This is a genomic window from Aquirufa echingensis, from assembly GCF_042714525.1.
Classification (GTDB): Bacteria; Bacteroidota; Bacteroidia; order Cytophagales; family Spirosomataceae; genus Aquirufa; species Aquirufa echingensis.
On record NZ_JBBKYA010000004.1, the window covers coordinates 200,603 to 218,982 of the forward strand.

General features: G+C 42.5%; 17 protein-coding genes. 8 read left to right on the plus strand and 9 right to left on the minus strand.

Features of this window, described 5'->3' with window-relative positions; genetic code table 11:
- The first annotated feature begins 6 nt into the window (after positions 1–6).
- Positions 7–1,029, plus strand: coding sequence for a biotin synthase BioB (gene bioB / locus SKC38_RS08890; protein WP_377976786.1), 1,023 nt, complete (start codon positions 7–9; stop codon positions 1,027–1,029).
- Between the two features lie 10 nt (positions 1,030–1,039).
- Here the strand turns inward: bioB and SKC38_RS08895 are convergent, their stop codons facing one another.
- From SKC38_RS08895 to SKC38_RS08915, 5 genes are all read right to left on the minus strand, one after another.
- The gene (locus tag SKC38_RS08895) at positions 1,040–1,483 is read right to left on the minus strand and encodes a GNAT family N-acetyltransferase (RefSeq protein ID WP_377976787.1); all 444 of its coding nucleotides are present in this window, start codon (positions 1,481–1,483) and stop codon (positions 1,040–1,042) included.
- A 98-nt stretch (positions 1,484–1,581) separates the two neighbouring features.
- Positions 1,582–3,162 (minus strand): ribonuclease Y, encoded by a 1,581-nt coding sequence (rny, locus tag SKC38_RS08900; protein WP_377976788.1) that lies wholly within the window; start codon positions 3,160–3,162, stop codon positions 1,582–1,584.
- Positions 3,163–3,215: 53 nt separating this feature from the next.
- Complete coding sequence (locus tag SKC38_RS08905) at positions 3,216–3,506, minus strand: cell division protein ZapA (protein ID WP_377976789.1); 291 nt, start codon at positions 3,504–3,506, stop codon at positions 3,216–3,218.
- Positions 3,503–3,832, minus strand: coding sequence for a hypothetical protein (locus tag SKC38_RS08910; RefSeq protein ID WP_377976790.1), 330 nt, complete (start codon positions 3,830–3,832; stop codon positions 3,503–3,505). The genes SKC38_RS08905 and SKC38_RS08910 overlap by 4 nt, the downstream gene beginning before the upstream one ends.
- Position 3,833: 1 nt before the next feature.
- Complete coding sequence (locus tag SKC38_RS08915; protein WP_377976791.1) at positions 3,834–5,336, minus strand: lipopolysaccharide biosynthesis protein; 1,503 nt, start codon at positions 5,334–5,336, stop codon at positions 3,834–3,836.
- A gap of 86 nt (positions 5,337–5,422) precedes the next feature.
- Between SKC38_RS08915 and SKC38_RS08920 the strand changes: the two genes are divergently transcribed.
- Complete coding sequence (locus tag SKC38_RS08920; protein WP_377976792.1) at positions 5,423–5,878, plus strand: hypothetical protein; 456 nt, start codon at positions 5,423–5,425, stop codon at positions 5,876–5,878.
- Here the strand turns inward: SKC38_RS08920 and SKC38_RS08925 are convergent, their stop codons facing one another.
- Both SKC38_RS08925 and SKC38_RS08930 read right to left on the minus strand, forming a co-directional pair.
- Positions 5,879–6,640: a LytR/AlgR family response regulator transcription factor gene (locus tag SKC38_RS08925; RefSeq protein WP_377976793.1), complete on the minus strand. Its 762-nt coding sequence runs from the start codon at positions 6,638–6,640 to the stop codon at positions 5,879–5,881.
- A gap of 4 nt (positions 6,641–6,644) precedes the next feature.
- Entirely contained in the window at positions 6,645–7,706 is a 1,062-nt protein-coding gene (locus SKC38_RS08930) for a sensor histidine kinase (RefSeq protein WP_377976794.1), read from the minus strand.
- A gap of 138 nt (positions 7,707–7,844) precedes the next feature.
- Here SKC38_RS08930 and SKC38_RS08935 point away from each other — a divergent pair, with 138 nt between their 5' ends.
- Both SKC38_RS08935 and SKC38_RS08940 read left to right on the plus strand, forming a co-directional pair.
- Positions 7,845–9,644: a 3-keto-alpha-glucoside-1,2-lyase-like domain-containing protein gene (locus SKC38_RS08935; protein ID WP_377976795.1), complete on the plus strand. Its 1,800-nt coding sequence runs from the start codon at positions 7,845–7,847 to the stop codon at positions 9,642–9,644.
- A 4-nt stretch (positions 9,645–9,648) separates the two neighbouring features.
- On the plus strand, positions 9,649–11,499 hold the full coding sequence (locus tag SKC38_RS08940) for a hypothetical protein (protein WP_377976796.1): 1,851 nt from the start codon (positions 9,649–9,651) through the stop codon (positions 11,497–11,499).
- A 51-nt stretch (positions 11,500–11,550) separates the two neighbouring features.
- Here SKC38_RS08940 and SKC38_RS08945 read toward each other — a convergent pair whose 3' ends face one another.
- Complete coding sequence (locus SKC38_RS08945; RefSeq protein WP_377976797.1) at positions 11,551–11,928, minus strand: DUF1573 domain-containing protein; 378 nt, start codon at positions 11,926–11,928, stop codon at positions 11,551–11,553.
- A gap of 164 nt (positions 11,929–12,092) precedes the next feature.
- Between SKC38_RS08945 and SKC38_RS08950 the strand changes: the two genes are divergently transcribed.
- From SKC38_RS08950 to nuoK, 4 genes are read left to right on the plus strand one after another with little or no spacing between them, the layout of a single operon-like run.
- The gene (locus SKC38_RS08950) at positions 12,093–14,501 is read left to right on the plus strand and encodes an alpha-ketoacid dehydrogenase subunit alpha/beta (RefSeq protein ID WP_377976798.1); all 2,409 of its coding nucleotides are present in this window, start codon (positions 12,093–12,095) and stop codon (positions 14,499–14,501) included.
- Between the two features lies 1 nt (position 14,502).
- Positions 14,503–15,726, plus strand: coding sequence for a 4Fe-4S binding protein (locus tag SKC38_RS08955; RefSeq protein ID WP_377976799.1), 1,224 nt, complete (start codon positions 14,503–14,505; stop codon positions 15,724–15,726).
- Positions 15,723–16,232: an NADH-quinone oxidoreductase subunit J family protein gene (locus tag SKC38_RS08960; protein ID WP_377976800.1), complete on the plus strand. Its 510-nt coding sequence runs from the start codon at positions 15,723–15,725 to the stop codon at positions 16,230–16,232. The genes SKC38_RS08955 and SKC38_RS08960 overlap by 4 nt, the downstream gene beginning before the upstream one ends.
- Positions 16,222–16,533: an NADH-quinone oxidoreductase subunit NuoK gene (nuoK, locus tag SKC38_RS08965; protein ID WP_377976801.1), complete on the plus strand. Its 312-nt coding sequence runs from the start codon at positions 16,222–16,224 to the stop codon at positions 16,531–16,533. Before SKC38_RS08960 ends, nuoK begins: the two co-directional genes overlap by 11 nt.
- Here nuoK and uvrC read toward each other — a convergent pair.
- Positions 16,530–18,347, minus strand: coding sequence for an excinuclease ABC subunit UvrC (uvrC, locus tag SKC38_RS08970; protein WP_377976802.1), 1,818 nt, complete (start codon positions 18,345–18,347; stop codon positions 16,530–16,532). The two genes, nuoK and uvrC, sit on opposite strands and share 4 nt — an antisense overlap.
- Positions 18,348–18,380: the final 33 nt, after the last annotated feature.

Consider the following 18,380-nt stretch of genomic DNA (forward strand, 5'->3'; position numbering starts at 1 on the left):
AAGAATATGGAGATTAGAAATAATTGGACACGTGAAGAGGTTGAACAGATTTTCAACCAACCTTTTTTGGATTTAGTATATCAAGCGGCTACGGTTCACCGTGCTTATCATGATCCGAATGAAGTGCAAATCAGTACGCTTTTGTCTATCAAAACAGGTGGATGTCCTGAGGATTGCTCATACTGCTCTCAAGCAGCTCGTTACCATACAAATGTTAAGGTTCAGAAGCTTTTGCCTTATGAAGAGGTGATTCAGGCAGCTGTTCGTGCGAAAGATAATGGTAGTTCTCGTTTTTGCATGGGTGCTGCCTGGCGTGAAGTGCGTGATAATAAAGACTTTGATCGTGTTTTAGACATGGTAAAAGGGGTGAATTCTTTGGGTATGGAGGTTTGTTGTACCCTGGGAATGCTTTCAGAAGATCAAGCGCAAAAGTTGAAAGATGCAGGCCTTTATGCCTACAATCATAACATCGATACATCTGAAGAATATTACGATGATGTCATCTCAACGCGTACCTATGATGATCGTTTAGAAACGTTAGGGAATATACGTAAGGCGAAATTGTCGGTATGTTCAGGAGGAATTATTGGTATGGGTGAAAGCGCAGCGGACCGAATCGGGATGTTGTTGACTTTGGCGAATTTGCCGGAACATCCAGGTTCAGTACCTGTGAATAATTTAGTTCCTGTGGAAGGGACGCCATTTGAGAACCAACAAACTGCATCGGTGTGGGATTTGGTTCGCGTGATTGCAACGGCTCGTATTATGATGCCTAAGTCGGCGGTTCGTTTATCCGCAGGTCGTTTGGAATTAAATTATGAAGGCCAAGCGTTCTGCTTTATGGCTGGTGCAAATTCGATTTTCTCAGGTGATGTCTTATTGACTACACCGAATCCAGATGCGAAGTCGGATAAGGAGTTATTCCAAATCTTAAACATCAAGCCGAAAGAGGCTTTCAAGGATGAGCAGAAAGCGGGGATTGAGTTTAATCAAATCCCAAGTGCACAGGGACTTGAACATAAACATTAAAATGCAAGCGCTATTCCGAAAGGGGTAGCGCTTTTTTCATACGGTAATGTTGGATTTCCCCAAAGAGTAAGTACGATTCTTGTTCAATGTGATAGCCTAAGCTCTTGTAAAATGGCACTGCATTTTCGCGTGCTTCAAGAACCATTTCTTGCCATCCATTTTCCACTGCTACCTTTTCCAAGTAACTCATTATCAGTTTTCCAATTCCTTTGCCTTGTTGGTCCGTTGCTACCGCGACGCATCTCACTTGGCCCTGTAAATGGGCACATTCATGCATGCGTGCCACGCCGAGTGCTTTTCCGTCTTCATCAATAGCCATTACATGAATGGCTGTTGCTTCATCTTGTAAAACTTCAGAACCAAGTGGTTGATTCCAAGGTTCACGCAATACGTGGTAGCGCAGGGCGTAATAGGCCTTCCAATCGGCTTCTGTATGTGGTGCTTTGATTTCCATAAAAAGTAAACGCTGCCAGGGTCATGACCCTGGCAGCGTTAGCAAAAATAGGTAAAAATGTCGAACGTGATTTGCCGTTCAACAAATTATCATAAAACTTATTTTGCAAAATTCACAGCCCGCATTTCACGTATAACCGTTACTTTGATTTGGCCAGGATACTGCATTTCTTTCTCGATTTTTTGCGAGATATCAAACGATAGCTTTGATGCTTTGTCATCACTCACATGCTCAGAATCAACGAGGATACGTAATTCGCGGCCTGCTTGGATGGCATAACATTTTTGAACGCCTTGGAATGATGTCGCTAAATCTTCCAAATCACGTAAACGCTTCATGTAAGATTCCATCATCTCACGACGAGCGCCTGGGCGTGAGCCGGAGATCGCATCACATACTTGGATGATTGGTGAAATCATCGAAGTCATTTCGCACTCATCGTGGTGAGCACCGATTGCATTACAAACCTCTGGATGCTCTTTGTATTTTTGAGCTAATTCCATGCCCAACAATGCGTGAGGCAATTCGGGCTCTTCATGCCAAACTTTACCAATATCATGGAGTAAACCGGCACGTTTTGCAAGCTTCGCATTTAAGCCTAATTCAGCTGCCATGGTCGCACATAATTTGGCTACTTCACGGGAGTGTTGTAATAGGTTTTGGCCATACGATGAACGGAAACGCATACGCCCTACCATCTTAATTAATTCCGGGTGCAATCCGTGAATACCTAAGTCGATAACCGTTTTTTCTCCGATCTCAATGATCTCGTCATCGATGTTCTTTTTAGTCTTGTTCACTACCTCCTCAATACGTGCAGGGTGAATACGACCATCTTGTACCAAACGGTGTAAAGATAGACGGGCAATTTCCCGACGAACCGGATCGAAACCTGAAATGATGATGGCTTCAGGGGTATCATCAACGATGAACTCAACTCCTGTTGCTGCTTCTAATGCGCGGATGTTACGACCTTCCCGACCGATAATCTTTCCCTTGATGTCGTCTGACTCAATATTGAAAACAGATACACAGTTTTCAATCGCGTTCTCTGCTGCGGTACGTTGGATTGTTTCAATCACAACTTTTTTCGCTTCTTTGGTCGCTGTTAATTTTGCTTCCTCGATGGCTTGTTTCACAATGGAACTTGCCTTAGACTCTGCCTCCGCCTTCAAGGCATCGATTAATTGTTGGCGTGCCTCATCCGCAGAAAGATTCGCAATTTTCTCTAATTGGTTGATTTGCGTCGCAAGCATGGCTTCCGCCTCTTCTCGTTTCTTTTCTACCTCTTCGAATTTCTTGCGGTAGTTTTCTTCTTTCGACTGAATGCTTTGTTTTTGGGATTGCAACTCTTGATCTGCAATGCGTTGTTGCTCTTGTTGTTGGGTTAACGTACGTTCTTTTTCACGTAGTTTTTGTTCGTTTTCTAAAAGGATTCCTTTCTTAGCCTGTGTCTCTTCTTCAAACTCTCCACGCAAACGCAAGAAGTTTTCTTTCGCCTCAAGCATGCGGTCTTTCTTCAAGTTTTCCGCTGCAAATTCTGCATTTTTTAGGATTTCGGCTGCTTTTCGTTGGGCTTCCTCCTCATGGTTCTTGTTTGATTTGGAAGAAAAAGACTTCCCAATAAACAAGCCACCCGCTGCGGCAACGATGGAAATAATAATGGATATAATGGTCATATAAATTGTTAGTTTATGAACATCGGCTCCAAAACGACTGATGAAAAGGGGATTTATAGTTGAAATTCATCTACGAGCGCTAATAATTGCTCGTTCTCAGATTGAACATTGTTGCTTAATGATCTTGTTTCCGTCTCGAATTTCAATCCACACATAGCTAAATCCAATGCCACAAGGGCCATAATCTTACTTGGATCTGAACTATTTGTCTCTTTCTCGTAATATTTTACGAGGCGGTTAACCAAATTTGCCGCTTTCCGCACACATGACTCCTCCTCTTCACTAACCTTTAGCGCGACATTTTGTATGCCTAAAAGGAGATTACAAGGTAATTTAGTACTCATGGTTTGCGTAATTGCTCAATACAATGATCTATACTTACTATATATTCGTCTAACTTTTTCTTCAGTTCAGCTTTAGCTGCCTCTGTATCTTCTGTATTAACTACAAGTTTACCAATTTTATCTGATTTTTTAAAGCTTTTCTCCAATTCTTTTGATTGGCTCAATGCTTCTTGTAATTCTCGTGTTTTGGCGTCGAGTTTCTCTTGTAAATCTTTATTTGATCTTTCTAGCTCCGCAATTTTTCCCGCATTTTCTTGTAAACGCGCAACCATCAAACTAATTTTTAGTTTGAGATGTAGGTATTGCGTTTTCAATTCTTGCTTCATGCTAGTCAATTAATTTGGGCTTACCCGTTTTCCAAGAAAATTCACGAACCAGTAAATAACCGAGCAATACAATGATTGCAAAATTTTGGTTAATGAAAGTTGGTAGTGGACTTACTTGCGCTAAGGCATTGGCTCCGTAGATAAGTACAGCGCCCAACAAGATATAAAATAAATCACTTTTCCAGCGGTACGGGGTTGGGGAATATTTTTGGCCTCCCAAATAACAAAACACCGCCATGACGATACTCGATCCTAAAAATGCATAAGCACAAGCCATGTAACCATACATGGGTATAAAAAGGATATTGCCTGCTAAGGTTACAGCTAATCCGATCAAGGTGATTACCGTTCCATAATAGGTCTTGTTAGTCTGTTTAAACCAAACTGATTGGGTATAATAAATACCTAAAAATAGATTTGCCAATAATAACACAGGGACGATGTCCATGCCTTCCCAGTAAATCGCCCGACGTAAAAACAGGGTCTTGATCCAGAATAAATTACACGAAACGCCGACCCATAAAAAGGTGCAGACAATGACAAACCAATGTGTGATTAAGGCTAAATTTTCTTTACTGTTTTCGGTTGTTTTTTTGCCAAGAAAGAAAGGTTCTGCGGAATATTTGAATGCTTGTATGGCCAAACTCATGAATACAGAAAGTTTATAGCAGTTACCATATATACCTAGCGCGACTTGCGAACTTTTTCCCGGATAAAAACCTTCAGGCAGGTAAGACTCTAAAAGTAGACGATCAAACATCAAATTGAACATGGCAGCTAAACTCATGAACATAATCGGGTATGCATAAATCCAAAGTGCTTTGAATTCCGACCAATCCCATCTCCAACGGTATGCTTTGAATTCGGCTGATAGCCAATAAAACAAACTTGCATTAGCAATTAAATTAGCCAAAAAGATGTAGCCTGCGCCTATACCTGGATTATATAGGTCGCGCAAAAATTGAGGTGCATCTATTTGAATTTCTCCGGCTTGTAAAGGCTTTAATAGCATCAAGAAAAAAAGGTTCAAGCCGACATTAATCAAGATCGAAACGATTTTTGCCTTGACGAATGTCTTGATTTTATTCTCCAATCGTAATTTGGCAAATGGGATCGCTGTAATCGCATCAATGGCTAAGATTAACGCTAACCAATTCAAGAATAGGCCTTTGCCAGGATAGCCTAATTGAACCATGATAGGTTCTGCAAATAGAAAAAGGAAAAGTGTGAAAACGCCCGATGTGACGATGATAGCCGTCATGATTAGCTGGTAATATTTCTCAGGGGCTTCTTTGGCAAAACGGAAATAGGCTGTTTCCATTCCGTATGTGTATATGATGTTGGCAATGGCTACATAGCCATACAACTTCACATTGACACCTAATTCCGCCGGAAGAAATGCCCAGGTGTGCACAAAAACGAGTAAAAAATTGAGGGAACGGCCTAAGATGGTACTAAAACCATACGAAAGAGTTTCTCCTGCTAATTTTTTCAGAATGGACATAATTGTATCTTTGCCAAAATTCAAAGTTACATAATTTGTTAGGACCCTTGAGTTTCCTGTCGAAAATTGTAACAAAAACTCCTCAAATGAAAAATATCATTGCCTTTTTAGGCCTATTTTTAACGATTACGCAGCTTGCAAACGCACAGTCAATCTCCTATTATCCTTTTAATTCGCAGTTGGCCGTTTCTTCCAATCCTACCAATATGGCGTGGGCTGAGGTTCGTATGCAAATGAATTCAGCCACATCAGCCATCACATCGGAGTTTGGTCCCATGCTTACGGTTTATAAAACCAAAGATGCCGTTTTTTATACAGGTGGTGGCGTGAACATCGGCTGGATGTCCAATGTGTTCAATCAATCTTCTTTACTGAAAGGTTATTATGGGAGCTTTGGAGTACGTGCATATCCCTTTACATCTGTCCCGCATTTGGGCCTAAATTTTGAATTTACCCCCTACACGGATTCGAAGGTGCAGACAGGACTTTTACGAGCTTGGTTGGGCGTTAATTACCATTTTGGCAAAAACAAATTGAAGTAATTACTCCTTCTGATAGCCAATTGTCTGGTAAAATTGTTCCGAATAGCTGTCACTCAATGGGATGTGATTTTCCCCTATTTTAACTTTCTGGTTGCGTATCGATTCGATTTTTTTCAGGGATACGATAAAGGATTTGTGTATGCGTAGGAATTCGTCCGAAGGTAATTTTTCGCTGATGAGTTTCATGGTCATCCGACAAACGATCGGGTATTTTTGATTGCGCACATGTATTTTGATGTAATCTTTCAAGCCTTCGATATACAAAATATCCTCAAGCATGATTTTCATCAAAGAGTAATCGGCATGAATGAAAATATAATCCACCTTCGCATCAGCCTTCACGATATTGCCTTGTAGGGCTAATTTGCTTTTGAAATAATCAAGGGCCTTATGGCTTGCTTTCAAAAATCGTTCGAAAGAAATGGGTTTCAATACGTAGTCGATCACATCTAGATTGAAGCCTTCCAAGGCGTATTGTTGGTATGCTGTCACAAAAATAACCATCGGTTTTTGTGTCAATCCTTCCAAAAACTGAACCCCTGTTAATCCTGGCATTTGAATGTCTAGGAAAATAAGATCAACCGTATTGTTTTGCAAATATTCGATCGCCTCAAAGGCATTGCGACAGCGCGCTTCAAGCTTTAAGAAGGGTACTTTGGCAATATTATCTTCAACCAAATCCAATGCTAAACTTTCATCGTCGATGGCGATACATTTTAAAATCGTGTTCGGAATTTCCGAAAATGTTTCTTTCGTTTCCATCGTTTTAACTGTGTGTGATTTTCAAATCGACGTTATAGGTATTCGCACTTTCCGTAATCTTAAGTTCGTGATTTTCCGGGTAAAGTAATTCCAATCTTCTGCGCACATTGGTTAATCCGATGCCTGAACTTTCGTCTTTTTTCTCGGTAGGCTGATTGCTCGTTTTGTTTTTGACAACAAAATGTAAATAGGTCGGATTGTCAAATAGTTGAATGCTGATGCTGGGTTTTTCGATCATCCCCACACCATGTTTGAAGGCATTTTCAACAAATGGAATCAGCAACATGGGTTCGATATTTCCTGATGTCCCCGAAATTTCGGATTTAAATTCGATATCGATGTCATTTCCAAATCGCAAGCGCTGTAGTTCAATGTAAGATTCTAAGTAGTTCGCTTCCTTGCTAATCGCAACTTTGGAATCACTTGTTTCGTAAATCATGTAGCGCATCAATTCCGATAATTTGATCACAACAGGCTCTACACTTTCTGGTTTTCTTCTAGAAAGGGAAACAATACTATTCAACACATTGAACATAAAATGTGGGCTAATTTGCGAGCGCAAGAAGGAAAGTTCAGATTTTAAACGTTCATTCTCCTCTTCTTTTTTGGCCTCTTGTTCCTTCATGTTGTCGGAAAGAAAACGATAACTTATCCCGATTGCAATGATGAACAGGTATTGAAATATAATGCGCAAATAGGTGAATCGCTTCATTCCACCGCCTCCTTTGGGACGAATAGGAACATGTAAGTCTTTAAACAATAACTCAAAAATCAAGTCATTTAAACCGATCATGATAAAATATCCGATCACAAGTAAGGTCAAATAGGCAACTAGATTATACCGTTTTAAAACTTTGGGAATAAGAATCTCCGTATTGATGTAGAAGATGGGAATATTCGCTAGGCCAAAGACAAAGAAGAATAAATTCCATTGGAAATGGCGTTGGATTTCTTCCGGATTTTGCGACTGAGAATTTGGTCCCAATAAAATAGGTAACGCTAAAAGACAAGCCCAGAACAATAAATGGAGCAAAATGGGCTTTGAAAGTAATTTGGTTTTAGCCATGAATTCACGAATTTGGATTCGAAGTAAACAATTTGCAAAATATTCTTGGGAAATATGCTACGAGTATCCTGTTTGTGCCGATGAAATTGTTCATAATAATTTGTTAGATTTGCTTAAAGAACCTATTTAACAAAGCTTATGCGCAACATACTCTTGCTCACGCTGTTGTCATGGACATGTTTGGCCCAACAACAAGTGAACCTCACGAATTTGGCTGCTTTTCAGCATCCCAGTAATAATTGGACCATTGAAGGTGCCGTGCAGTCTGCCTATTCCGACACCACGTTACAAGTAGCCACTGGTCAAGGCATCCTCGTCAATACCCTTCGCAATGGCAAATATAAGCGCTCAGATGATTTGACCTTTGCTTTTTCACATGGTGATATTCACTTGATGTTTGATTTCATGTTGCCCAAAAAAGGGAACTCGGGTGTTTATCTTCAGGGGCGCTACGAAGTGCAATTGGCTGATTCGTGGACGAAAAAACAATTGAATTTTGGTGATTGTGGTGGAATTTATGAACGTTGGGATGATGCGCGTGGCAAGGGAAAAGAGGGCTATGAAGGATATGCGCCGATGCAAAATGCTTCAAAAGCACCCGGTCTTTGGCAGCACATGGAAATCGATTTTCAGGCACCGCGATTCGATGCAAACGGGAAGAAAATTCAAAATGCGGTATTCAAAAAGGTTATATTGAATGGCATTTTAATTCATGAAAATCTTGAAATGTTGGGCGTAACGCGCGGAGCAGTATCCTTGCAAGAGGTTGCTTCTGCACCGATTTTGGTTCAAGGCGATCATACGCAGGTGGCAATTAAAAACATACAATATGAGACCTATGATAAGCCAAGCGTCAAGATGGGCTCCATTAAGTATGATTATTATACAGGTAAATTCACGGAGCCGATCATCGGAGCAGCGAAACCTATTGAGTCAGGTAAATTAGACAAATTGACCTACAAGGTCATCAAGGCCAAAAACGATTATCTGATACATTATCAAGCAGATTTAGACGTACCTGAAACAGATACCTATGAATTTCAGTCGTATTGGACAGGTTCAGGAGTTGTGAAAGTGGATGGGAAGGAATTGAATCAAGGGGCTCATTGGTATTCAGAAATGGTTTCTTCGAAGACGGAATTGACAGCGGGCAAACACAAATTAGAAGTTATTCATGTAAAGGATTTTCCTTGGGGTCCACAAGCCTTGGGATTATATGTTAAACGAATTGGTTCACATCCAGTTGCTTTGCATGAGCGGACGTCTTTATTAGATCCTGAGGCCGTGGGAATGATTGAAGTCAAAGCTAACGCAGAACCGGTTTTCCAGCGCTCTTTTGCGATGCATCAAGGAAAGAAAAAGACCCATGTTATTCACGTGGGAGATCCTTCCGGCATGCATTATTCGTATGATTTAAAACAAGGAGCTATGCTTCAGGTTTGGCGGGGACCGTTTTTGAATGCGACCCAAATGTGGGAAAATCGAGGAGAACCACAGACTTCTGAACCTTTGGGTGTGACGGTTACTTTGGATGGCAAATTTCCCTTAGTGATGGATCATCAAGCGCAAGCAGATTCAACGGAATTGGTTTACAAAGGCTTTCGTTTAAAAGATGGCCGACCGATTTTTATGTACCATTGGCCTGCTGGAAATGTGATGGTGGAAGATTTTATTCGTCCCAATGCTGCGAAAACTGGCTTAGAGAGAACATTGTCGTTCAAGTCGGCAACTGCGATGCAATCCGCGTCCGAGCTCGTTTTAGGAAATAGTTATCACGGAATTTCGTCGGTAAATGCTACACTAATCGGCCTGCAAGGGCAATCCTATTTTGTCCAATGGGATGGGCGTCAGGGTGCAGTTTTAAATCCGAAACAAGGTTTAAAACAACAACGCATCCCGGTGCAAGGAAATGAAGTTTCGTATCAATTGATCTGGTAAGCTGATGAAAAATATAAAAATGACAATCGCATGCATATTGTTGGCCTTTGCCACATTTGCACAAAAAACAAGCTCTAAAACAGAGCAAGATTTTTATGAAATTAAAACACTTCCTATCCCCAAAGAGATTTACTTGGAAGTGGGTGGTTTGGCTACTATGCCGGACGGTCGTTTGGCAGTAAGTACCCGTCGGGGAGAGATTTGGATCATCGAAAATCCTTATCAAACTGCTAATCACCAGGTACACTATAAGCGTTTTGCTTCGGGCATGCACGAGGTGTTAGGTTTGGCCTATCGTGATGGTGCTTTTTATTGTTCCCAACGGGGCGAATTGACCAAAATTACCGACACAGATCGTGACGGGGTGGCAGATTTATATGAGCCTATTTACCAATTCGAACTTTCGGGGAATTACCATGAATATACCTATGGTCCTGTTTTTGATAAGAACGGAGATATGTTGGTGACCCTTAATCTAGCTTGGGTTGGATTTGGTGAAGGAAAATTTGCCAAATGGCGTGGCTGGTTGGTGAAAATCCACCCCGATGGGACCATGGAGCCCTTTGCTGCCGGATTACGTTCACCTGCTGGATACAGCATTAACCAAGATGGAGATATTTTTTATGGAGAAAACCAAGGGGATTGGGTAGGTTCTGGTCGGGTGACGCATTTAGCGAAGGGCGATTTTGCCGGAAATCCAGGAGGACTTAAGTGGGCCAAAGAACCCAATAGCCCTTTCCGTTTGACCTTAGAAGAAATTCAAGATAACGGAGCTCCGATGTATGAAGCGGCAGCGAAAGTAAAGAATTTGAAATTGCCAGCCGTTTGGTTTCCACATGCGATTATGGGTATTTCAACCTCCGACGTGTTACAGGATACGACGCGTGGTAAATTCAGCCCTTTTCCAGGGCAATATTTTGTGGCGGATCAAGGACAATCCAAGATTATGCGCATGGGCTTAGAGAAAGTTAATGGCGTTTATCAGGGCTTCTGTATCAATTATCGGGAGGGTTTTCAATCGGGAATTTTACGTGAGCGATTTGGCTTAGATGGATCGATGTTTGTAGGGATGACTTCACGTGGTTGGGGTTCAACTGGTAAAGATGAATTCGGCTTACAACGTTTGATGTGGAATGGTCAAATGCCTTTTGAGATTCAGGATATTCAAGCCAAACCGGATGGTTTTGAGCTTAGCTTTACGCAGGCAGTGGACGTGAATTCTGTCAAAAAAGCTGCTTCTTATGCGTTAAGGTCGTATATCTACAAATACCAACATCAATATGGAAGTCCGATCATCGAATTGAAGGATTTGAAAATTTCGGGTGTTGAGGTGTCTGGAGATAAACGCAAGGTTCGTTTAGTGATTGATGGTCTTCGTCAATATTTTATTCATGAATTTAAGTTGGAAGGCATTCGAAACGAAGCCGGAGAACCTTTGTTACACGAAACGGCTTATTTTACCTTGAATCAAATTCCTTCGGGGGGTAAATTGGCGGTTCAAGCGACACATCGCTTGGAGGAGGCTGTTGTGGTGAAGGCAGTACCAGCAGTTAAGCCAATGAAAAAATCTACGGTCATTTCTGATGCGGAAGCGATGGCTTTGTTGAAAAAACACACTTGTTTAGCTTGTCATGCCAAAGAGTCGAAGGTGGTTGGGCCATCCTATGCGGACATTGCTAAACGCAATTATACGGATAAGCAAATTTTAGCTTTAGTGTATAAGCCGAATCCTCAGAACTGGCCAGATTATGCCACAGAGATGGCTCCGATGAGTCATGTGCCTGCCGCGGATGTGCTCAAAATTGCCTCGTGGATTAATGGGCTTCGAAACAAAGCGCTGTTAAATCATGACTAAACAAAAAAGGGACGCTCGCAAGAACGTCCCTTTTTTGATGAGAAAATCGATTTATTTTTTCGGTTCAACGGTTCCTTGAATGAACAATTGGATTTGTTGAACTTCTCCGTTATTAACTACCGTAATGGATTTATTAAAGTTACCCGGACGACCTGTTGAATTATATGAAGCGGTTACCTTACCTGTTTTTCCTGGCATAATCGGTTCACGAGTCCAATCGGGTGTTGTGCAACCGCAAGATGGTTGAACATTTGAGATAACTACGGGCGTTTTTCCTGTATTTGTGAATTCGAAGCTGTAAGTAGCTTGTGTTCCTTCAACGATTTTGCCGAAATCATGTTTTTCCGACTTGAATTTGATTGCACCTTGAGCGTTAGATTGGAAAGCGAATCCAATGATGAGCGCTAACACGCCTAAAAATTTCTTCATGGTTATGATTTATTTGGTTTACTACTTGAGCAAATCTAAAACAATGTGGAGATTCGGCAAAAGAATTGCCTCTGTTTTTTTGTGAAATAAATAGCGCTGCTTTTATTTGGCTTATTTATTTTGTTGTATTTTTACACGTTAAATTTACCAGGAAACCGTTGGCTTTGCATTATACCTTTTCTAATCCTGACATTTCATTTGATCCTGCAAAGGTGTTAGATGATTATCGCTTGGCTGCTTTAAGTAGGGCTTGCAGCTTGCTAGTTCGTAAGGAAGTTTTCTCGGGTCGGGCCAAATTTGGTATTTATGGAGATGGAAAAGAATTGTGTCAGCTCGCATTAGCGAATTCGATGCAAGCGGGGGATTATGTTTCCGGTTATTATCGCGACCAAACCATTGGAGTTGCTATCGGCGACTTGACATGGCCACAATATTTTGCTCAATTATACGGACATCCCGACATTCAATTTGATCCGCATTCGGGTGGCCGACAAATGAATAATCACCACGCAACGCGCTGGTTGGACGATTCAGGCGAATGGTTGGATCAAACGTCTCGCTACAATTCTGTTGCAGGAATTTCATCTACCGCAGCTCAGGCACCTCGGGCACTTGGGATTGCGTATGCCTCTAAATTATATCGGGAACGTGCTGATTTACAGGAGCATGCAACACTTTTTTCAAAAGGAGGAAAAGAAGTTTGCTTCACGACCATTGGGGATGCATCTACTTCCGAAGGGATGTATTTGGAATGTATCAATGCTGCGGGGGTATTACAAATCCCGATTGTTTTTTCGGTTTGGGATGATGGGTATGGGATTTCGGTTCCGATTGAATATCAAACGACTAAGTCGTCGATTTCGAAGGCCTTAGCTGGATACCAGCGAACTGAAACGGAAAAAGGCTTGGAGATTATTCAGGTCAAAGCATGGGATTATCCAGGTTTAATTGCGGCTTATCAAAAGGCTGCCCAATTAGCCCGCGAGGAAATGGTTCCGTGTTTGGTTCACGTGATTGAATGTACGCAACCGCAAGGCCACTCGGCTTCCGGCTCGCATGAACGATATAAGTCGGCAGATCGCCTTCAATTCGAGCATGAAGCGGATTGTAATCTGCATTTTCAAGCTTGGATTATCGCACAAGGCATTGCTACGGCGGAGGAATTAAAAGCCATTGATGATGAATCAACGGCCTTAGCACGTAAGTACCAAAAAGAAGCCTTTGCAGCCTATATGGCCGCGATTGATATAGATAAAAAGTCATTTTTGCGGATTGCAAAAAACCTATATGATTCAACGAATGAGCCCGGATTATTGGAGCCCATTTTGGCTGAATTGAACGAATTGCAATATCCGATTTTCAGTGATTTGGTTCGCGCAGGACGTAAAGCTTTAAGGGAGTTTCGGTTTTTTCAGGGACCTGCTGTTAAGTTATTGCGTAAGTGGTTGGCCGAATTAGAAGCGCGTAATCACCGTCGATTTAGTTCCCATCAGATGAGCGAATCGAAGGATAGTCCTTTGTTGGCGAAAGAAGTGAAAGCCACCTACGAAAAAGAGCCTGTTTTAGTTGATGGACGTGAGATTTTGAATAAGAGTTTTGCCAAATTCTTGGAAGATCCGCGGGTGTTTATTTTGGGTGAAGATGTGGGTAAGATTGGGGATGTGAATCAAACCTTAGCCGGTTTACAAGATAAGTTCGGACCATTAAAGGTAACGGATACAGGTATACGCGAAATCAGTATTGTTGGTCAGGGATTGGGTGCATCCATGCGTGGATTGCGGCCAATTGTGGAGATTCAGTATTTGGATTATATATTTTATCCTTTTGCGATTTTGTCGGACGATTGGGCATGTTTGCATTATCGGACGGCAGGCGGGCAAAAAGCACCCATGATTGTTCGGACACGTGGGCATCGTTTGGAAGGTATTTGGCATTCGGGTAGCCCAATGGCCGTTTTGTTGAATGGATTACGGGGTGTACATTTTTGTGTGCCGCGCAACATGACCCAAGCTGCGGGGATGTACCGGACATTATTGTCCGGAGATGATCCCGGTTTGGTAGTTGAATGTTTGAATGGATATCGTTTGAAAGAACCGATGCCAACGAATTTAGAGGAATTAGTCGTGCCATTAGGTGTTCCGGAAATCTTGCGCGAGGGGAATGATTTGACGATTGTGACTTATGGTTCGATGTGTCGGATTGTGATGGAGGCAACGGAGGCCTTGTCAGAAATGGGAATTTCTGTGGAGGTGATTGATGTGCAGACCTTGTTGCCATTTGATCGCTATCACCACATTTTGACATCGATTCAAAAGACCCATCGCGTATTATTCGCGGATGAGGATATGCCGGGAGGAGCTTCTGCCTACATGATGCAGGAGGTATTGGATAAGCAAGGCGCATTTACGTGGTTGGACAGTCCAGCGCGTTGTTTGGCAGCACGTCCACACCGACCAGCTTACAGTTCGGATGGAGATTATTTCTCGAAGCCCAATGTGGAAAATGTTGTGGATACCGTGTATGAAATGATGCGTGAGTCGGACCCATCATCGTTCCCAGCCATTTATTTTTAAGATGTCAGCAGTAGGTAACTATTTCAAAGAGATTTTCGAGGTGGTTCAGAGCACCCGTAAGGGGATGGCTTTGACTTGGAAACATGCTTGGAATGCACGTAAGCAGCGGACTGTTCATCAGATTCAGGATGCAGGTTATTTTCAACAATCCGAAGGGATTGTGACTTTGGAATATCCGACCTTGCAAATTCCAACACCGGTTAATGGGCGTTATCAATTACACAATGAGATGGACGATTGCATCGTCTGTGATAAATGTGTGAAGGTTTGCCCAGTGGATTGTATCGATATTGAGCCGATAAAGGCAACGGGTTTGGTGGGTCATGCTTCAGATGGGTCGCCTATTCGTTTGTATGCCGCGAAATTCGACATTGATATGTCCAAATGTTGTTTTTGTGGACTTTGTACGACGGTTTGCCCGACGGAATGTTTGACGATGACATCGGAGTATGATTTTTCGGTATTTGATGTGAAGGATCATAAATTTTCTTTTGCTAATTTGACAACGGAGGAGGCTGATGAGAAGCGGAAATTGTATGAGCAATTTGTGGCGGAGAAGGCGGCGATGAAAGTAGTCGCCAGTCAAGAGTCGCTAATCGCTAGTCCAGAGGGAAATAGTCCGAAGTCCGAAGGCCAAACGTCTAACGACCAAAGTCCAGTGTCTAAACCTAAACCTGCTTTTAAGCCGAGTTTCAAGAAAGCTAGTCCGGAGTCAAGTAGTCCGAAGTCCGAAGGTGGAGGAAGTTCGGAGGGAAATAGTCCGAAGGCAGTTGTCAGTGGTCAGGAGTCAGTAGATCCAACGTCTAACGACCAAAGTCCAACGTCTGATAGTCTACCGTCTAAACCCAAGCCTGCTTTTAAGCCGAGTTTTAAGAAAGTCGCTAGTCCGGAGTCAGCTAGTCCGAAGTCCGAAGGTCAAACGTCCAACGACCAAAGTCAGGCGACTAAACCTAAGCCTGCTTTTAAGCCGAGTTATAAAAAAGTCGCTAATCAGGAGTCAGGTAGTCCGAAGTCCGAAAGTGCAGTAAGTCCGGAGGGAAATGGTCCGGAGTCCGAAGGTCAAACGTCTAACGACCAAAGTCCAACGTCTAATAGTCCAGCGTCTAAACCTAAGCCCGCTTTTAAACCGAGTTTTAAGAAAGCTATTCTGAAGTCCGAAGATCCAACGTCCAATGACCAAGGTCTAAAGTCTAATAGTCCAACGTCTAACCCCGATCTCCCATGACGCCATTGATGCTATCTTTCTTGGCTTTGGTATGTATTACCTGTGGAAGTGCCTTGGTGATGCTTTGGACGAAGAATATTTTGCATGCGGCCTTAGCGATGTTTATGACCATGCTTGGTCTAGCGGGACTTTATGTATTGGCTTATGCCGATGTGTTGGCTGTTTCACATCTCATGATTTACGTGGGTGGAGTATTAATCTTGATTCTTTTTGGAATCATGTTGACAAATCAGAATAGTCGGGGCGATAAGGATCAAAACAATTTAGTGACCGAAGAATCTTCACGCGTTGTTCCCATGTTGATTGGGCTAGCAATTTTTGCGGGCTTGGTATTTATTTTGGCACGTGGAAGTTTTGGTGGGATTGAAATTGCAGACCCTAATTCTAAGTTGAGTTTTGTCGGGGTTTCCTTATTGACGGAATATGCCATGCCATTCGAATTGGTTGGCATTTATTTATTGATTGCCTTGATAGGCTCAACCTACATCGCGAAGCATGATGAATAACGAAATCCCTTTACTTTTATTTCTTTGGGCCGGGGCATGTTTATTCGCCATCGGGTTTAGTATGTTGATCCTCAAGCGGAACGCTATTTTCGTCTTGATGGGGATTGAGTTGATGCTGAATGCAGCCAATTTGAATTTGATTGCTTTTTCGCGTCAGGATACTACGAACCAAGGATTGTTGTTGGGTATTTTCGTGTTGGTGGTAGGTGTCTGTGAAATGGCCGTAGCTTTGGCTTTGGTGATTCAGGCTTACCGACAATTCCAACACATCGATTTAGGTCGATTCAAATCGAGAAACTAAGCTTTTTCGTCCAGCCAAATTTTAATTTGTTTGCGGAGCATCGGAGTTTTGGCTTTGCCTGCCACTTTTTCCAATTCTTCCACGGGCGCATCATACATTTGGCGTATCGTACCAAAATGTTTTAGGAGTTTTTGCGCCGTCAGTTTCCCAATCCCCTCAAGTTCTTCCAATTGACTAACTAGAAAGTTTTTACTACGTCGGTTGCGATGGGCAGTGATACCAAATCGGTGTGCCTCATCGCGTAATTGTTGGATTAATTTCAGCGACTCCGATTTCTTATCTATATAAACAGGTAGACTGTCTTCAGGAAAATAGATTTCTTCGAGTCTTTTGGCAATGCCTATGATGGGGATTTGTCCGTAAAGTCCAATCGCTTTCAACGCATCACACGCAGCGCTAAGTTGGCCTTTACCTCCATCGACAATAATGAGGTCGGGTAATTCGGCTTCTTCTTCGAGGAGGCGTGTGTACCGACGCGTGATTACTTCGTGCATGGTTGCGAAGTCATCAGGGCCTTCCACGGTTCTGGGTGTGAATAGGCGATATTCTTTTTTCGCGGCTTGCGCTTGAATGAAACAAACCATGGCAGAAACGGGATTCGTCCCTTGTAGGTTGGAGTTATCGAAACATTCGATGCGTTTCGGTAATTGGGTTAGTCGCAAATCATTTTTGAGCTTAAGCATGATACGCATCTTCCGGTCGCCGCCGCTCTCCTCCGCGGCTTTGCGGTCTGCCTTTTCTTTCCGGAAATACAAGACATTTTTGAGGGACATGTCCAACAGCTTTTTCTTGTCGCCCATTTGGGGAATCGTATTTTTAGCTCCCTGAAATTCGATCGCCATGGGGATATTGGTCAGAATCTCTTTGGCCTCGCTGTGAAATTGTTCGCGCTTTTCCCAGATTAACATGGTTAATAGGTCCGACTCGTCTTCATTCAATTTTTTCTTGACTTCCCAGGTTTGCGATTGTAGGATGGTTCCGTTGATGACCTTCATGAAATTAATGTAGGCCAAAGCTTCGTCGGAAACCATCGTAAACACATCCACATCATGGATGGCGGGATTCACGACGGTTGATTTAGCTTGGAAGTTTTCAAGCAATTCCCATTTTTCTTTCCATTCTTGGGCTTCCTCAAAAGCCATGCGCGAGGCGGCTTGTTGCATGCGCTCGAAAAACATGCTTTTGGGCTTTTGGTAATTCCCTTTAAGGATATTGGTAATTTGTTCGATGTAAATCTGGTAATCAGATTCGTTTTGAAGTCCTTCACAAGGACCTTTGCAATTCCCAATGTGGTATTCGAGACATACCTTGAATTTTCCTTGTTCGATATTTCCAGGCTTCAATGCGAGCGAACATGTCCGAATCGGATAGAGCTGGTGTATCATCTCGAGCAGACCGTTCATGGCTTTGGGATTTGCGAAAGGGCCGAAGAATGTGCCGATAGTATGATCGATTCGCCGCATCGTGATGAGTCGGGGAAAATGTTCGTTCGTCAAGCAGATAAAAGGATAGGTTTTGTCATCACGCAGTAAGATATTGTATTTGGGCTGAAACTGCTTGATAAGCGTATTCTCTAATAGTAGAGCATCAAATTCCGAATGCACGATGGTGAATTCGATTTTTTGAATTTGTTGGACTAGGCGTCGCGTTTTGGTATTGTGATTTTGAATCCCAGTAAAATAGCTACTGACGCGGTTCTTGAGATTTTTGGCTTTACCTATGTAGATGATGGTGTCATTTTCGTCGAAATAGCGATATACCCCCGGTTGGTCTGGGAGTGTAGGTAAAATGCTTTTGGGATCGAAATGAGACATAAGCCAAAATTAGGGATAAATCGGGAAATCAAT

Excerpts from the sequence above, each read along its gene's own strand:
- SKC38_RS08895 (WP_377976787.1), bottom strand. The coding sequence starts at position 1,483 with ATGGAAATCAAAGCACCACATACAGAAGCCGATTGGAAGGCCTATTAC.
- SKC38_RS08955 (WP_377976799.1), top strand. The coding sequence starts at position 14,503 with ATGTCAGCAGTAGGTAACTATTTCAAAGAGATTTTCGAGGTGGTTCAG.
- SKC38_RS08925 (WP_377976793.1), bottom strand. The coding sequence starts at position 6,640 with ATGGAAACGAAAGAAACATTTTCGGAAATTCCGAACACGATTTTAAAA.
- nuoK (WP_377976801.1), top strand. The coding sequence starts at position 16,222 with ATGATGAATAACGAAATCCCTTTACTTTTATTTCTTTGGGCCGGGGCA.
- SKC38_RS08930 (WP_377976794.1), bottom strand. The coding sequence starts at position 7,706 with ATGGCTAAAACCAAATTACTTTCAAAGCCCATTTTGCTCCATTTATTG.
- bioB (WP_377976786.1), top strand. The coding sequence starts at position 7 with ATGGAGATTAGAAATAATTGGACACGTGAAGAGGTTGAACAGATTTTC.
- SKC38_RS08905 (WP_377976789.1), bottom strand. The coding sequence starts at position 3,506 with ATGAGTACTAAATTACCTTGTAATCTCCTTTTAGGCATACAAAATGTC.
- SKC38_RS08910 (WP_377976790.1), bottom strand. The coding sequence starts at position 3,832 with ATGAAGCAAGAATTGAAAACGCAATACCTACATCTCAAACTAAAAATT.
- SKC38_RS08940 (WP_377976796.1), top strand. The coding sequence starts at position 9,649 with ATGAAAAATATAAAAATGACAATCGCATGCATATTGTTGGCCTTTGCC.
- SKC38_RS08915 (WP_377976791.1), bottom strand. The coding sequence starts at position 5,336 with ATGTCCATTCTGAAAAAATTAGCAGGAGAAACTCTTTCGTATGGTTTT.
- SKC38_RS08935 (WP_377976795.1), top strand. The coding sequence starts at position 7,845 with ATGCGCAACATACTCTTGCTCACGCTGTTGTCATGGACATGTTTGGCC.
- SKC38_RS08920 (WP_377976792.1), top strand. The coding sequence starts at position 5,423 with ATGAAAAATATCATTGCCTTTTTAGGCCTATTTTTAACGATTACGCAG.
- SKC38_RS08960 (WP_377976800.1), top strand. The coding sequence starts at position 15,723 with ATGACGCCATTGATGCTATCTTTCTTGGCTTTGGTATGTATTACCTGT.
- uvrC (WP_377976802.1), bottom strand. The coding sequence starts at position 18,347 with ATGTCTCATTTCGATCCCAAAAGCATTTTACCTACACTCCCAGACCAA.
- rny (WP_377976788.1), bottom strand. The coding sequence starts at position 3,162 with ATGACCATTATATCCATTATTATTTCCATCGTTGCCGCAGCGGGTGGC.
- SKC38_RS08945 (WP_377976797.1), bottom strand. The coding sequence starts at position 11,928 with ATGAAGAAATTTTTAGGCGTGTTAGCGCTCATCATTGGATTCGCTTTC.